At 49.3% G+C, this 15,201-nt stretch carries 13 protein-coding genes and 1 pseudogene; 3 read left to right on the top strand and 11 right to left on the bottom strand.

What is annotated here, in order from left to right; genetic code table 11:
- Nucleotides 1-9: 9 nt before the first annotated feature.
- From EPIR_RS18420 to EPIR_RS14875, 10 genes and pseudogenes are all read right to left on the bottom strand, one after another.
- Nucleotides 10-274, bottom strand: a pseudogene (locus tag EPIR_RS18420) (IS1-like element transposase); the annotation flags it as partial.
- 675 nt (nucleotides 275-949) lie between these two features.
- Complete coding sequence (locus EPIR_RS14835) at nucleotides 950-1,438, bottom strand: hypothetical protein (RefSeq protein WP_048697810.1); 489 nt, start codon at nucleotides 1,436-1,438, stop codon at nucleotides 950-952.
- Nucleotides 1,435-2,304, bottom strand: a complete 870-nt coding sequence (locus tag EPIR_RS14840) for a winged helix-turn-helix domain-containing protein (RefSeq protein ID WP_023656290.1) — start codon at nucleotides 2,302-2,304, stop codon at nucleotides 1,435-1,437. Before EPIR_RS14840 ends, EPIR_RS14835 begins: the two co-directional genes overlap by 4 nt.
- A gap of 551 nt (nucleotides 2,305-2,855) precedes the next feature.
- Nucleotides 2,856-4,064: an IS256 family transposase gene (locus EPIR_RS14845; RefSeq protein WP_023656291.1), complete on the bottom strand. Its 1,209-nt coding sequence runs from the start codon at nucleotides 4,062-4,064 to the stop codon at nucleotides 2,856-2,858.
- Between the two features lie 196 nt (nucleotides 4,065-4,260).
- Nucleotides 4,261-4,842, bottom strand: a complete 582-nt coding sequence (locus tag EPIR_RS14850; RefSeq protein ID WP_048697812.1) for a DUF1120 domain-containing protein — start codon at nucleotides 4,840-4,842, stop codon at nucleotides 4,261-4,263.
- Between the two features lie 12 nt (nucleotides 4,843-4,854).
- Nucleotides 4,855-7,260: a fimbria/pilus outer membrane usher protein gene (locus EPIR_RS14855; protein WP_023656293.1), complete on the bottom strand. Its 2,406-nt coding sequence runs from the start codon at nucleotides 7,258-7,260 to the stop codon at nucleotides 4,855-4,857.
- Nucleotides 7,261-7,271: 11 nt separating this feature from the next.
- Nucleotides 7,272-7,970 carry a fimbria/pilus chaperone family protein gene (locus EPIR_RS14860; protein ID WP_023656294.1) on the bottom strand — a complete coding sequence of 233 codons (699 nt, stop codon included), beginning with the start codon at nucleotides 7,968-7,970 and terminating at the stop codon, nucleotides 7,272-7,274.
- A 69-nt stretch (nucleotides 7,971-8,039) separates the two neighbouring features.
- Nucleotides 8,040-8,732, bottom strand: coding sequence for a DUF1120 domain-containing protein (locus EPIR_RS14865; protein ID WP_023656295.1), 693 nt, complete (start codon nucleotides 8,730-8,732; stop codon nucleotides 8,040-8,042).
- A 765-nt stretch (nucleotides 8,733-9,497) separates the two neighbouring features.
- Nucleotides 9,498-9,953: an apurinic/apyrimidinic endonuclease family protein gene (locus EPIR_RS19145; RefSeq protein ID WP_023656297.1), complete on the bottom strand. Its 456-nt coding sequence runs from the start codon at nucleotides 9,951-9,953 to the stop codon at nucleotides 9,498-9,500.
- A 14-nt stretch (nucleotides 9,954-9,967) separates the two neighbouring features.
- Nucleotides 9,968-10,978 (bottom strand): LacI family DNA-binding transcriptional regulator, encoded by a 1,011-nt coding sequence (locus EPIR_RS14875; protein WP_023656298.1) that lies wholly within the window; start codon nucleotides 10,976-10,978, stop codon nucleotides 9,968-9,970.
- 427 nt (nucleotides 10,979-11,405) lie between these two features.
- On the opposite strand from EPIR_RS14875, the gene EPIR_RS14880 reads away from it, so the two are divergent.
- From EPIR_RS14880 to EPIR_RS14890, 3 genes are read left to right on the top strand one after another with little or no spacing between them, the layout of a single operon-like run.
- A complete protein-coding gene (locus EPIR_RS14880) occupies nucleotides 11,406-12,329 on the top strand; it encodes a substrate-binding domain-containing protein (RefSeq protein WP_023656299.1) in 924 nt (307 codons plus the stop codon).
- A gap of 49 nt (nucleotides 12,330-12,378) precedes the next feature.
- A complete protein-coding gene (locus EPIR_RS14885) occupies nucleotides 12,379-13,557 on the top strand; it encodes a Gfo/Idh/MocA family protein (RefSeq protein ID WP_023656300.1) in 1,179 nt (392 codons plus the stop codon).
- Between the two features lie 9 nt (nucleotides 13,558-13,566).
- Nucleotides 13,567-14,508 carry a sugar phosphate isomerase/epimerase family protein gene (locus tag EPIR_RS14890; protein ID WP_023656301.1) on the top strand — a complete coding sequence of 314 codons (942 nt, stop codon included), beginning with the start codon at nucleotides 13,567-13,569 and terminating at the stop codon, nucleotides 14,506-14,508.
- Nucleotides 14,509-14,597: 89 nt separating this feature from the next.
- On the opposite strand, the gene EPIR_RS14895 is transcribed toward EPIR_RS14890, so the two are convergent.
- Nucleotides 14,598-15,125, bottom strand: a complete 528-nt coding sequence (locus tag EPIR_RS14895) for a hypothetical protein (RefSeq protein ID WP_023656302.1) — start codon at nucleotides 15,123-15,125, stop codon at nucleotides 14,598-14,600.
- Nucleotides 15,126-15,201 lie beyond the last annotated feature (76 nt).

The following is a 15,201-nucleotide window of genomic DNA, read 5'->3' on the forward strand; positions in this document are numbered from 1 at the left end:
TACCGACTAGGGCCTGAGTTTTTTAAGTGCCGTAAAATCGTGTTGAGGCCAACGCCCATAATGCGGGCGGTTGCCCGGCATCCGACGCCATTCATGGCCATATCAATGATTTTCTGGTGTGTACCGGGCTGAGAGGCGGTGTAAGTGAACTGTAGCTGCCATGTTTTACGGCAGTGAGAGCAGAGATAGCGCTGATGTCCGGCAGTACTTTTACCGTTACGCACCACGCCTTCAGTAGCTGAAAGGGGGGACAACTGATAGAAATGGGAGCCACTGAAGCACCTCAAAAGCACCATCATACACTAAATCAGTAAGTTGGTAGCATTACCAGAAATCACGGGCATAAGCATGAAAGTATTATACCAATTAAGCAACAGCGCCGCATTCAAGATGAATTTAAGAACAGGGAGGTGTTTTTTAAAATTCATATATCAGGGATTCTACAATGATCATTAATTTTTAGGTTAAAATAATATGCATGCATTTTAATTCTGATAACACTATATAATATTTCATCATTTTTTCTAAACAGAGGTAATTTTGGCGGGGTAAGAACCATAAATAAATCGAGAATGCAATCGCTTAATAACTTTTTGCGAGTGATAATAGTTCAACTATCGACATGTAAAGATTTGTTTAATACAGATTTTTCCGCGAAAAAATTATACAAACCAGACTAATTAATTATACACAGGGTTTCATTGGGGTTGATTTCGAATGCTAACTTTACAGCTAAGGTTCTTCCTGCCGCGAGGAATATTTATCACCAATAATTTAATTGGTATACACATTTAAAATCGATGCATAAAAACCCTTCTAAAATTCCATTACCAAAACAAGACAGCTAAATTCTGGCAGGCAGGGCATAAAGCCACCAGAGAACAGAAATCGCGAGCACAGCGGTGTCGCGAAATAGCAGGCCTCTAGCAGCACAGAGTTCTTGGGGCGTTCAGATATACTTACAGTAAAACAGCGGTCTGTTATCGCGCATAAAGAAAATGCCTTCATTAACTCGAAATATTTTAAAATATATAGTGGCGCTGGGAACAGTTAAGAAACCAGGTAATATTTCCTCTGCGACACTATCGTTAACGCTATCCTTTTCTAACTTAATCGTCTTATGTATATGAAACAGCATGCTGCCGTACTCTTCTTCGACATTAAATTCAAACCGCCGGCTAACGGCGCCTGCCAGGCTATTATGCTCATAAACAGGCCCACCAAACATCATTGAACCTTTATTATTCAACACGCTGATACTGGCCACAGCGGGCATACTGAATTCCGGTGTCTCAAGCTTGAAAACAGCCTGACACTCATAGTTTTTTTTATTGTAATTATTAAAACCCCCTGTCCAGTAGAAAATAAAATAACTCACCACAACAACAAAGAGTAGCAATAATATTATATTAATAATTTCAAACCGCAAGCGCATCATTTTTGATTCCTGGCAAAATATTCTGAGATACATGAAATATATTTTTTTTCCTTAATTGAGCAGTATAACGCGGAACTTTTTACCGAACCTTCAAACAAGGTAACGTAAATGCTTTCATAGCCTTTGCATTCCGACGCTTTGATGTTTAAATATTTATTAGTGGTATCAATCCTCCCAGCATCAGGATTGACATAAATTTTGCAATGACTGTCAAGTCTCTTATAAAGAACATAATTTTGAAATGGAATCTCCTGTGAATTTTTTTCACGATTATGATTTATTACACGATATGCTAAACCGATTAGCGCCAGTAACATCACTCCCAGCCATAGCTGAGACCAACGATATTTCTTTCGAGTCAAAGTCGCATTTGCCACTGCATTTGGCAATACAGCCACTTCCGCAATGCTGCTATCCTGTTGACCAGATGTCAGATAGTCGTTATTTTCTGCTGAATCGTGATTACAGTTATCAGCCACATTGCCGGACGTTTCTGTCTGCTCCTCAATTTTTATAATTTCAATAGTCAGAGGTATCAGCAGGCCGGCGCGTTTAACGGTAACTATAATATCTTCATCAGGAAGGAACTCAGCTATTGCTTTACGCAGTGAAGAGATATTCTGATAAAAGGTATTTGCTGATACGTTCAGGCCATGTTCTCTCCATGCAAACGTCATCAGGTCGTATTTAGGAATCGTGGTGCCGTGGTTAAGTAACAGCATCTCTAGACAGCGGGATGCTGTTGAAAACAACGTATGTTCCTTCTGTCCGTTACGGGAACGCAGGAGATGGCTGTCAGAATAGAACTCAATCTCATCACCAATCAGGTAAACTCCTTGACTAGTATCTTCGTTAGGGTCAGTCATTAATTTTCTCTTAAAAATGGGGTTGTACGCCGGAACCGCCGAAATTACCGGCTCAACGAATTAGTCGATTTCTGAAGCATGTTTGACATTTGCTGGCGTGTACTTTTATGGTTCCGTAAATGAGAATCTGCACGAACCATCTATGTGAGACGTTGCAATCGGTGATTTTTCATTCCAAATGGCTATTTCTTTGCTGTACGGTTGATGGGGTCTTACGTACAGGCCGCCAAACGCCAAAATTGTGTGTCATGGAACTTTCGGCGGTTCCGGCATAGAACCCCAAATTAATCGCTCATGACAATATGAGTCTGAAACGGCCAGTGTTGATAGCAATCTGACGCCCTGATTAAGTTTAGACCAGCAAGCAGCAGAAAAAAGTTTGCAACTTTACTGCAGTAATTGCATTGCATAAGTTTATACCCTCCACTGAATTAGTCCTGCGCGATATTTTTTCGATGATAGCGGCTTGGGCTGCTAACCGGGTTTTCTGATGGCAGAAAGCTGGGAAGGGTTGATAGACCCTGTACACGATTCTGTTTAAATGCCTTTTCTCAGAAGTGACCGTCCAGGCGGTTACCGAACTCGATAATAAAGCGACTTATTGCCATACGCCAGTCCCTCAGTGGCATCGTCCATTTTTGTGATGCCGCCTGGATTGTCAGCCCCACCACCTTTTTCACCGAGTCGTCAGTCGGGAACAACTTACGCTTTTTGATGGCATGCCGGATCACGCTGTTTAAAGACTCAATGGCGTTGGTCGTGTAGATGACCTTACAGATGTCTGCCGGGTAAGCGAAGAACGTCGCCAGGTTGGCCCAGTTTACCTGCCAGCTTCGGCTTATCGGCGGATAGCGGCTGTCCCAGGCACTGGCGAACGCTCCCAGCGCCTGCAGCCCAGCCTCTTCTGTGGGGGCTTGGTAGATGGCTTTCAGGTCGCGGGCGACGGCTTTGTAGTCCTTCCAGGAGACGAACCGCAGACTGTTGCGCACCATATGCACGATACACAGCTGGATTCGGGCCTGCGGATACGCTGCATTAATGGCGTCCGGGAAGCCTTTCAGGCCGTCATCGCAGGCAATGAAGATATCGTTCAGGCCACGGTATTTCAGCTCCGTCAGCACATTGAGCCAGAACTTCGCACCCTCGTTTTCGGCCAGCCAGATACCCAGCAGCTCTTTCTGGCCTTCGATGTTGATGCCCAGCGCCAAGAACACGGATTTATTGATGACGCGACTGTCCTGCCGGACTTTCAGCGCAATAAAGTCATTATTAACAATTGGATAGACTGAATCCAGTGGGCGACTTTGCCATTTGGTAACCTGTTCCATAACGGCGTCGGTGACCTTCGATACCAGCGCCGGTGAGACATCCGCGTCATACAGTTCTTTAAACGCCGCCGCTATCTCGCGGGTGGTCATCCCTCTGGCGTACAGTGACAGGATTTGGTTATCCATCACGCTGATGCGGGTCTGGTTTTTCTTCACCAGTTGTGGTTCGAAAGAGCCATCACTATCGCGCGGAGTGCGTAGCTCCAGAGGGCCATCGCCAGTGGTAACGGTCTTTGTGGAATAGCCGTTGAGGGAGTTGGCGCCTGGTTTAGGCTGGTTCTTATCGTAGCCCAGATGGTGGGACATTTCGGCGTTGAGAGCTGCATCGACGCTGATTTTCTTCAGCAGACGATCGAACTGGCTGAGATCTTCAGGGGTTTTGAGATTTTTGGCCAGCTCGTTAGCCAGAGCTTTCAACTGTTTTTCGTCCATAAATCAACCTGCTTTTGTTGTTGGATTGAACATATAAAAATCAGGAAATTACACAAATTTATGTACAGGCTCAGTTGATATCGTCGTCTTTAGCATGTAGTGATTGTCTATGCTAAAGTCACGCAGTATTGACTGCTTCTTAAGTTGAGACAGTGAATAGCCCTTTTAGCTATGGTCAGGCCGTTTGAACGATACTTCACTCCAGCGTAATACGCAGACCAGCCTCACTTTCCAGTGGTACCGTGACCCGGTTGTCCTTTTCGGCCAAACGTGGCTCAATCACCAAATCAAATGTAACCGTCCGCCCGGTCACTGCCTGCCCACCGTTATTCGGAATAATAACACTGCCATCTTCCAGCGCCGCATTCCCGACGCTTACCGAGCGACTTCCTTTATCCGGTGATGCGACTGTCATGCCAGAGAACATACCATCGACCCTCAAATTGCTGGCCTGCAGCTTCAGCCAGCCGCTGCGACCATAACGCACCTGCCCTGCAACGCTGCTGGTACCGTCGATTCTTAAACGAAAGCTTTGCGCATAAGGGCAGGCAACCGTCACTGGCAGGGTGCGCGCTCCCGGCGTTAGTTCACCGGCCCGGCTGGTTTCCTGTAGCTGCCAGCGCGACAGTACGCCATAGTCGATCACCTCCCGCACTGTACGGATAACACACATACTGCGGTCCTCCTCAATGCTGCCGTTCCCAGTGCTTAAACCTGCTTCAGCCGCCACGGCCCCCGCACTCGCCCACATACAAACCAGTATAGTTTTCTTGAACATTTGGCTTTTCTCTTAGCTACAGACGCTGTCTGCGGTTTCATAAAGAACATCCTGCACGGCTTTCTCTGGCAGCTTCAGGCTGAAGCTGCAAAGCGTTTTACCTGAGACCTGTACATCATATTTATCGTGAACAGCGGCATCCGGCACAAAGACAGTGCCGTTTTCACCCGACATGGTGATAAAGGTACCACTCGCGTTAAATACACTTGCCCCATGCGGGATAGTGTCGCCAGTAGCATTTCTGATGGTCGCCAAAATCCGGCGGGTGCGGACCACTGCAAACTCAACTTCAGTGACAGCACCGCGTGCGGCTTCGGTTTGCTGCCAAGCGTTGGCAATATCCACATTCTTTTTCAAGCTGCGGGTATCCACCTGCACCACCGACTTACGAAAGCCGTTTAACCCTGGAATCACCGCGTAGCCGCGGCCGTCGGTCCACGTGGGACCAGCTGGCGTATCAATTTTTACACTGCGTTCATCCCCCACCCGAACAATGCCAAAAGTATCCCCGATCTGATAAGGCGAGGTAGTCACTCCGTTGGCATGAGCCACTATCGCGCCACTGGCACGGGCTGTTAAGGTTGTGGAGCTTTTATCACCTCCGCTCAAACTGCCGGAGAGCTGGCTAACCGGGGTTACCATATCGGCGGTTGCTGTGCCTCTGCGCTGCCCGCTACGCATTTCCCGCTCCGCCGCCAGACTGTAGCCGCGATCCTGGCCGAAGCGTTCGCTCCAGCGCAGGCCGGAACGCGTCTGTCCGTTGCCTTCGTTGATGTAACTGCTTAAGCGCCCTCTGTCTAGCGGTATACTGGTGGTCAGGTAGAACACATTATCTGAACCCGTTCCATCCTGCCGGGTGCTGCGTGCCAAGCTGGCCGACACCATTACATTGCCGAAGGATTTAGACCAGGCGCCACGCACATAGTCGGCTGAACCACCGCCGTAGTTGCTGCTGCGCCCTACCGAAAACGATAAGCTGCCCATGCTGCGCGCATCCCATCCTAGACTTAGGCCACTCTGAATATGGCTCATGCCACGGATCTCGCGCGGTTCCTTTTGCAGCGCATCATAAAGCTCGCGGTAACCTGTGCTCTGCAGGCGCGCGTTGGCTCCCAGCGACAGCCGCTCGGTGGGCGACCAAGTGAGTTCAACCCCGGCCTGCATCCCCTGTTTACTATGGCGATCTTCTCGGCTAAATGTGCTTTGTACTGTCAGCATCCAAGGTCGGAACACCTGGGTATCAAGGTCGAAACTCGCCATCATATAAGGTGACGACGCCAGCAATGAGGTGTTCAGCATTGTAGTTTTCCCCAGCGCAATACCTCCCGAAACAGTTGCCAGCAGAGGCTTACTGGCAATTCCAGACTGATCGGGACGACCAACGCCAAACGACAAACCGGGGGTAGAAAGATTGCCGCGCAGGAAGGCAGAAGCTGGCACCGTAAACTCACGCACGATCTCCCCGCTGCCGGTGACTTTTACCTGCAAATCTGTACGGGTATTCAATAAGCGGAAGCCACGCAGGCTGAACGGCCCTGCGGGCACGGTGGTGCTGTAGAGCAGTACCTGCGCCTGTCGCACCTCAACCACCGACTGGGTTTCGGCAATACCTTCCACCAACGCCGGGCCTTTATCCTGCTGCATCAGGGCATTTTCCGGAAAGAACTGTACGCCAAGCACCTGACCGGCGTTGCTCATGTTAATCTGCCCGGCCTGCATCACTTTGCGCGCCGCCGCCCAGGTTCGCTGGGCCCAAACCCCCTGTCTGTCTATACGATCATCACCGTTAAGGCGGGAGACCTGCTGGCGGCTGCGAATAATCCAATCGGCGACATTGTAGCCAGCCTCGCTGTTAAGCTGGATATACTCGGTTTTCATCCCCCGGCCAGATGAGGTCATATACTGCGTATCGTAGTTAATGAGCGCTGCCTGACCACCGTGGGACCAGTTTCGGTTGGCGGGATCGTCACTCGCCACCAGAAACTGTTCCGGTACCACTAAGATCAGAGAGTTCAGCCCCGGATCTGCGGTGACTTCCGCCTGCGGCCAAAGCGCATCCGGCGCGGTACAGATACCAGTGTTCTGCGATTTTTCGGGACGTACTAACCCGGCCTGACGAATAAAGTCATCATCTACACAGAGCTGACCTGCCTCACCGAAGTTCGCGCGAATACGGCCACGGTCAGCGCCATTGACCGAAAGCACTACGGTCGTCGGCCCCGCTATAAAGCGCGGAGTCTCACTGAACGCCGATGACACCTTCTCATCTACACCGCGAGATTGCAGCATGGCCAAGTCAAACTGGACGAGGCCACCATCCGATTGGGCGCTGGCATTTAGCGCAAACAAAATACAGGAGAGCAGCAGAGATATGTTGCATGTAGGTACCCTGCGTTTCGCGTGAGGTAGCCGGCTCATTCACGATACCCTCAGCCCGCCACCGTTGCCGTGTAGCTGGCAACGCTGAAGCCCCAGGTGGTGGCAGGGTAGAGCGTGACCTGACTGATCGCGATGCCGGTGTCAGACTTGCCTTTAGTCAGCGTCACAGTTTGCCCTGGCAGCAGATAGGCTTCAGGGAGCATCCATTCACCCTTCCCTGGCAAGGTACTCACTTTCTGGGAGAGACGTACAACGTAGGGCGAGGGGTTGGTCACCGTCAGATCGTTTCCGGCTTTGGTCCAGCTCAGCAGCTTCCACGGGGCCTGCTCACGCGCCAGACCGGCCGGGCGTATAATCACCGGCAAATTCTGACGGATAGTCATGCGTACTTCATTCTGATTCTTTTTCTGCGGCGGCACGCCTTCAAACACTACACGTTTAAGGCGCTCGGTTTTCAGGGGAGTGTCATCAGTGATGAGAAAGCGCACACTCTGCACTTTACCCGGCTCAACACGGGCGGCAGGTGGAGTAATGGTCAGCAGGCTGTCCTGATCATCTTTGGTGTTCTGCAGAGTGCTCAGAAGCAATACCGGGAAACTGTCGGTATTTTTCAGGTTAATCGCGCCTTCTCCGTCGCTCTGCTCAACAATAATAACTGAGGTTTCCGGCACAATACCAGTGGCGCTAGCAGCCACGTTAGTGAATAGCAGGCCGAGCGCGGCCGTCCTCAATAAAGAGCTGAAAAACATGGTTTTTCTCCGGGGAAATCAATAAGCGGGAATTAATCCCGCTCGAGGAATAAAAGGAAATGAACAGTGTTACAGGTAAACCAGTTCCAGAGTAGACAAGCCATCCAGGTCAATCGGCTGGGTCAGGTCCAGTTCAGAGGTCTTGTTGATATAGGCCTGTACGCCCAACTTACCGGTCATGTTGGTGAAAGATACCGGAGTAATGGTACCCACTTCAGCCCAGGTCAACTCACGATCGCTAATAGCCATGACGGAGCCTAACTGTGTATTTGCCCATCTACCGCCGCTAATACGCTGAATGGTGTCCACCTTCTTACCATCAGCAGTGGAGCTTGCAGCGTCTATACGAAGGCCATATCCACCAATTTTTTTCTCGCTTGACAGGCCCAGACCCGCAACGCCTACCGAACCAGTAGAACCGAAGAAGCCTTTAAGCGGTGCATTACCAAAGCCAGAGGCACTTTCAGTAACTCCTGCCAGGGTACCCGGGCGACCGTTGGTTGCTTTCAGCGCCAGCTTAACCGGTGCTTCACAGGTAATAGCGAAATCCAACTGTTTCTCCGCCAGCAGAGTATAATCTGTAGCCGACAGGGTATTAGTTGGAATATTGCCGTAATCAATTATCCCGCCACCGGATATGGTAGGCGTGCATGCCACCGGCGCAATTGTACCAATTACTTTTACATCAATGCTTTCGGCCTGCACCATTGTAGAGGTTGCGGCCATCAGGGCCAGAGCGATAATGCTATTTACTGTTTTCATGAATACATATTCCTTTTTTGGTTTTATCCTACGGGCAATAAAATGCCCGCCCGCCAGATTCTGGCAGAATACACTTATGTTTAACGTAGTTGACTACGTTTGTTTTGTGAAAAATTTTATTTTGTCACTGAGTGCCAAAAATTCGACACTGATACTTCTGACACATAGTCATCTGTAGGCATTATCAATGCTTACTTACCGCCTACCTATAATAACCAAATAACTTTCTGGCGGCGCTTATTAAACAAATTTATAGTGATGAGTGATATATTTATTTGATCAATTAAGCTACTTTATGAAAAATTGAGTGTTTTTTGATTTCTTTTTAACCACAATGAGTAACCTGTAAATACTTTTTACTTTATAAACAATGCAATAGGACGAGTTACATAAATAGCACCGCAAGTTACAATTCACCACATGTTAAGTTAAATTATGGTTGCACTTTATCTTTAATTTGTTAAAAAAACACTATTTACGTATGACATTCGGAAACGTTTATCCCGAAAAGGCAGGTTTTGATACTGACAAATGAAGTTCTGGAAAGTAAATCTAGTATAATAGAAATGAAAAATCTCTTAGAAGAAACCCGGTAGTTTTCTTTCGCTGAAAGTACTCATCCGTCTGGAAACCAGCCGCTTTATTTTATTCAAGATTCTGACTGGCAGGCCCCTTGAGTCTGTCACATCTAAAATTACCATAATATTAATTTTGCGAGTGTTATGGATGATCCGGTACGCTCCTGATATAACGTCAGTTCACACTTTATGCTGCGTTATTAATTTTAAAAAGCTCTCCAAGGTCATTGGATTGCAGTGCAGTTCCGGCATTAATTTCTGCGCCAGAAAAACCCAAAATAGCCTTTGTGCAAGAAATATTTATACAGAGAATTATTATTTTTTTCCTAAACAGCTGATCTGGATAGGGGGCAGTTGTTAAACAAAGGCGGGTCAAAGTTCGACTGCTGTTGACATGAAGCATTGCAGCATGTTCATCAGGATGATGACGACCAATACGCTTCAGTGCATTAATGCAGGTAATTTCAATGGCATACTTTTCCATTAACTGACGATATTCAGCGTAACTACCTCCATTATCAAGGTAACGGAAAAGATGTTCTGGCAATAATTCCAGCCCGGTAAAGCCAGAATCGTGAGCGATATGTAACTGTGTAACGGCATTGCTGTGCCAGACAGAGACACCATGTAATGATAATTTCATCTTCCCCCCTGAACTCATGACTTAAGATGTGAACGTCGGATACGCAACTCTCCCTTCTGCCACGTATTATCTTCGGTACTTTTTCCTTCTGTCAGGCGTCCAATCGCTTCCTTCATCAACCGGTCAATACGATGGCTGTAGGTGGTGAGTTGCCAGCCCGGCGCAGCGGCCTCATCGATGTCATCGAACCCCACCACGGCAAGCTGCGTTCTGGGAGCGATTTCGCGCAAAGCAGCCATCGCGCCAAGTGCCAAAATATCATTTTCGCAAAACAGGGCCTCAATACGACCCTGTTCAGGCATCTGCAACAGGTAATGCTGCATTGACTGGTAACCCAGTCGCCGATCGTAATGTTCCGCGTGCAGCTCCAGACCTAAAGTAAAGCCATGCACGGCCAACTCATCCTGAAAACCTTCTTTGCGCAGCAGATGCCCATCTTCTGCACCGGGCCCCGACATATAGCCGAAGTGCTGATGTCCTTGTTCGACCAGCAGCCGCGCAATTACTCGGCCGGCCTGGTAATCGTCGATATTGACGACGGCGATGCCCTGTCCTGTGGTACTTCTGGCTACCTGCACCAGTGGAACGTTATGCGTATCTTCCGCTATTGCAACAAGCTCAGACGTTAACGCCGTAGCCAGAAATAAAATGCCATCAACCTGGAGTTGATAGGCAAGTGCCATAGCCGAACGGTAATTCTCGCCGGTAACGTTAAGCAGTAGCGCCATATAACCCCGGGCCTGCAATTGTCTTGTCACTTCATCCAGCATCAGCATCGAATGCGGATTTTTCAATTCGTCAATGACGACACCAATGAGGTGAGTCTGTTTTTGCGTCAAACTACGTGCCAGCAGATTAGGACGGTAACCCAGCTCTTTAGCGACATTCAGCACGCTTTCACGCGATTTGTCGGAGATCGACGCGCCTTGCGTAAATGCACGCGAAACGGTCCATTTTGATACACCTGCTTTTGCCGCTACATCACTGGCCGTTGCCCTGTGCCGCTTGACTGCTTTTTTGGTCATCTGCCCGCCTCGGATGAACGATGAGTGAATCATTATGGATACTCAAAAATAACCCTGAATAAACTCATGTCAGGCAAGGGCCGCTTGCCTGACAAAGAGAGAGATTATGTTTAACCAATGCACCCGATTGCAAACATTTTGTGATCAAGTATAGATCTTTGCGTAAATACTATTTGACTATTTTCGGCCTGACTCCCACATTCAGCACTATCCCTAAAGATTCAGTTTAGAAGAACTCATACAAAAAGGTGACGATGTTATTAATTTTGCACCCGATTGCAATCGCAGGATTTTAAGGCTATTTCCCGGTTTCAGCCGTCACGTTTCATGAAATAGCGATCGATGCCGGTTTATAACCGCAAGGTCTGCGAAATGCCGCCCCTGGCGCCAGGCAATAAGTGAGAATTCTTAACCAACAGGACTCAACATGAAAAAAACAGTCAGTTTGTGCATGTTACTGATGATGACATTCGCTGGCAGCGTTAAGGCCAAAACCTACGAGATTGGCGTCGCGCTGGCTAATTTTGATCTCAATTTCGTCTCTATTTTACGCGCACAAATGCTCCATGAGCTCAACGCGCAAGGGCTGAAAAGCCAGTTTTCCGATGCAAAAGGCGATGTCGCCTTACAGCTACAGCAGGTAGATGATTTTATTAACCAGGGAGTAGACGCCATTATTCTCAACCCCGTTGATACACAGGGCGTGATGTCTGCAATCAATGCCGCTGAAAAAGCGCAGATCCCACTGATATTCGTCAACCGCAAACCGGAGATCCCTTTACGCGGTGCGATTGCGTATGTCGGCTCAGATTCTGCTACGGGTGGGAAAATGCAGATAGAGGCGCTGGCAAAAGAGATGAATTATCGGGGTAATATCGCGATTTTAATGGGGGCATTATCCAATGAAGAAACGAGGGAGCGCACTCGAGCCGTGGAAGAGTACGTTGCGCAGCACAAGGAGATGAAAATCGTCGAGAAGCAGACGTCGAAATGGCAACGCAATGAGGCAGTTGACGTGGTTTCAACGTGGTTATTGAACGGCGTCCCCATTGACGCCATCGTCGCCAACAACGATGAAATGGCGATTGGGGCCATTATGGCGTTAGATCAGGCGCAGAAAAAAAACATCCTGGTGGCTGGCATAGATGGCACGCCCGATGGATTGCAGTTCATCAAGAATGGCCGAATGGCGGTAACGATTTTCCAGGATGCAAAAGGCCAGGCAATCGGCGCGGTAAAAGTTGCCTATGCGATGCTGGAAAAACAGAAGGTAGATAACTACAACTGGATCCCCTATCAGACGGTGACGAAAGAAAACTTTCAGCAATTTATCGCAACGAACGTAAAGTGATTTTTTCAACTCAAATTGCACCCGAGTGCAAAAATATAAAGGAGCATCTATGTTAAACGGTGAAAAACGCATCCATCGACCTCTGCGCTGGGCAATGATTGGCGGCGGAAGATTCAGTCAGGTTGGCTATAAACACCGCTCCGGCGCGTTACGTGATAATACCGCTTATCAGTTGGTGGCGGGTGCATTTGATATCGACGCCGTGCGTGGGCGTGAGTTTGGCGCCAACCTCGGCATTTCCGCAGCTCGTTGCTACGACAATTATGAGCAACTGTTGGCGGAAGAAGCGAAACGTGAAGACGGCATTGAGGTGGTCACCATTGCCACACCAAACGGTACGCATTACGAAATCACCAAGGCCGCGCTCAACGCCGGTATCCACGTCATCTGCGAAAAGCCGCTTTTTTTTACTACGGAACAAGCGCGGCAGATTAAACAACTGGCTGAATCGAAAGGGTTGGTCGTAGGCGTTACCTACGGTTATTCCGGGCATCCGCTACTTATGCAAATGCGGGCCATGATCGCCAAAGGGGAAATCGGTGATGTACGCATGGTCGAACTACAGTACACCCACGGTTTCAGCGCTAATGATAACGCCGACAAGTTCAGCGATGCACAAAAGTGGCGTGTAGACCCTAAAATTGCTGGGCCCTCTTTCGTTCTCGGAGACATCTCCACCCATACCTTTTATATCTCGCAGCTGGTCCTTCCGGCGTTGAAAATTAGTCGTCTTCTCTGTGACCGACAAAGTTTTATCCCGTCACGCGCGCCGCTGGAAGATAACGCAATGGTGCTGATGCACTACCAAAATGGCGCGGTGGGCCGCATGTGGGCGTCGGCGATCAATGCCGGTTCGATGGACAGCCAAAGTATTCGTGTCATCGGCTCCCGTGCCAGTCTTGAATGGAGCGACTACAACCCCGGTGAGTTGAAGTATGAAGTACAGGGGCAGCCCAATCAGACACTGCATCACGGTATGCCCTATCTCGACGAAAGTGCCCTTGCGGATGAGCGTCTTGGCGCGCTACATACTGAAGGACTGGCTGAGTCATGGGCAAACATCTACCTGAAATTTGCTATTGCCATCGATGCCACGCAGCGCGGGGACAGTAAGACGCTGGAAACGCTGATCTATCCCGATATTGATGCCGGAATAGAAGGTGTGCGCTGGATTGAAAACTGTGTGCGTTCAGCGAACAGCGGCGCGACCTGGGTTAATTACGAATAAGGAAAAAAGATGAAACTCTCTTTCTGTACCGACAGTCTGGGTCATCTGCCGTTTGAAGAGATGCTGGACAAACTGCTGGAACTTGGCGTCACCGGCGTGGAGTTGACCACCGGTGGCTGGTCATCAGCACCACATGTTCGTACCGGGCAACTGCTGGAAAGCGCGGCTAAACGCCAGCAGTTTGCACAGGCGCTGCAAAGCCGTGGCATGTCGATTGCCGCTCTTAATGTCTCCGGCAACCCGCTTGACCCCGGTGAGTTAGGAAAACGTCATAAACAAGATACTGAAAATGCATTGAAGTTAGCGGGCGAACTGGGGGTGAAAAAAATAGTCATGATGAGCGGGCTGCCACCAGCCAGCCCGCACGATACGATACCTAACTGGATAACCTATACCGTCAGTTGGCCGCCAACGCTGAAAGATTGTCTTGATTATCAGTGGAATGAAGTGGCCATTCCCTACTGGCAAGGGCTGGTAAACAGGGCGCGCAGCAATGGGGTCGAAAAATTTGCGCTTGAGAACTTCAGCTCAATGCTGGTCTGGAACCCGGCAACCCTTTTCCGGCTGCGTGATGCAGTGGGGCCAATGGTCGGGATGAACCTTGATCCCAGCCATCTTCTCTGGATGGGGGCCGATCCGATTGCTGCGGCACGCGCACTTGGCACGGCCATCCATCATGTACACGGGAAAGATGTCAGAATAGAGCGCGGGCTGGCCAACATTAATGGTCTTCTGGAGACCAGCCCGATAGAAGATGTGGCAAACCGCGCCTGGAACTATGTGGCCGTCGGTTGCGGCCAGGATCTACAGTGGTGGAAAGAGTTCTTTTCCGTTATCCGCATGATGGGTTATAACGACTGGGTTTCGCTGGAAATGGAAGATTTGACCATGTCGGTAGAGGCTGGCGTGACGTCATCTATTGCCGCCCTGCAACAAACTATCAGTCAGTAATATTTCGTTCTCTGACTACAGCAAGATGCGGTAGTCAGAGAAAAACCCGCCCGATGTGCCAGGGAGCGCCAGTCCAGGGGCTATGGCTTTTAAAGCGGGGCGACAACAACGGTCATGATACCGGATACCGTTCCGGCGGTGACGGTGCCTGTTCCGACCGCAGGCTTCAAGCCGAATACCGTACTGGCCGATGTTATCCCCTTAGTTAACACCACCGGGCCTTGACTAAAATCAAGCACGGTTCCGTCATCCGTTAGACAAAATTGCATAAATGCTTTATCCGTCGCCATGCACATGCTCTTCGTTGGCGTGGCTCCGCCGGGGGTAAAAGTCAAACTGTAACGGCTGGCACCTGAACATGACACGGTGAAATTTAATCTGCTCTGGTAATCATCAAGTAAATCCCCGGGTGCTTTACCGTTAAAAACCGATGCCGGGATATCAGGCAGTGTCACCGTCTCCGGCTGTGATATCGTGCAGGATGAGGTGATATCGGCATACAGCGTCACCGCAGTTGTGACGGCAGGCTGAACAGAGCCGTAACCAGCCGCACGCGTCACCGCCAATAACTGTGCGGCTAACACCAGCGTGGTGCAGAGGTAAGCCAGGTATTTCATTGATTCTTTTCCTAAATGATTCAGGCGGAAAGTCACCGCTGACGGCAGATTATCTGCAACCTGTCTATTCGCGTCA

The sequence above is a fragment of the Erwinia piriflorinigrans CFBP 5888 genome (assembly GCF_001050515.1).
Taxonomy (GTDB): Bacteria; Pseudomonadota; Gammaproteobacteria; order Enterobacterales; family Enterobacteriaceae; genus Erwinia; species Erwinia piriflorinigrans.

What these genes read in the sequence shown, in the direction of transcription:
- EPIR_RS14835 (WP_048697810.1), bottom strand. Translation starts at nt 1,438, where the DNA reads ATGATGCGCTTGCGGTTTGAAATTATTAATATAATATTATTGCTACTC.
- EPIR_RS14840 (WP_023656290.1), bottom strand. Translation starts at nt 2,304, where the DNA reads ATGACTGACCCTAACGAAGATACTAGTCAAGGAGTTTACCTGATTGGT.
- EPIR_RS14845 (WP_023656291.1), bottom strand. Translation starts at nt 4,064, where the DNA reads ATGGACGAAAAACAGTTGAAAGCTCTGGCTAACGAGCTGGCCAAAAAT.
- EPIR_RS14850 (WP_048697812.1), bottom strand. Translation starts at nt 4,842, where the DNA reads ATGTTCAAGAAAACTATACTGGTTTGTATGTGGGCGAGTGCGGGGGCC.
- EPIR_RS14855 (WP_023656293.1), bottom strand. Translation starts at nt 7,260, where the DNA reads ATGAGCCGGCTACCTCACGCGAAACGCAGGGTACCTACATGCAACATA.
- EPIR_RS14860 (WP_023656294.1), bottom strand. Translation starts at nt 7,970, where the DNA reads ATGTTTTTCAGCTCTTTATTGAGGACGGCCGCGCTCGGCCTGCTATTC.
- EPIR_RS14865 (WP_023656295.1), bottom strand. Translation starts at nt 8,732, where the DNA reads ATGAAAACAGTAAATAGCATTATCGCTCTGGCCCTGATGGCCGCAACC.
- EPIR_RS19145 (WP_023656297.1), bottom strand. Translation starts at nt 9,953, where the DNA reads ATGAAATTATCATTACATGGTGTCTCTGTCTGGCACAGCAATGCCGTT.
- EPIR_RS14875 (WP_023656298.1), bottom strand. Translation starts at nt 10,978, where the DNA reads ATGACCAAAAAAGCAGTCAAGCGGCACAGGGCAACGGCCAGTGATGTA.
- EPIR_RS14880 (WP_023656299.1), top strand. Translation starts at nt 11,406, where the DNA reads ATGAAAAAAACAGTCAGTTTGTGCATGTTACTGATGATGACATTCGCT.
- EPIR_RS14885 (WP_023656300.1), top strand. Translation starts at nt 12,379, where the DNA reads ATGTTAAACGGTGAAAAACGCATCCATCGACCTCTGCGCTGGGCAATG.
- EPIR_RS14890 (WP_023656301.1), top strand. Translation starts at nt 13,567, where the DNA reads ATGAAACTCTCTTTCTGTACCGACAGTCTGGGTCATCTGCCGTTTGAA.
- EPIR_RS14895 (WP_023656302.1), bottom strand. Translation starts at nt 15,125, where the DNA reads ATGAAATACCTGGCTTACCTCTGCACCACGCTGGTGTTAGCCGCACAG.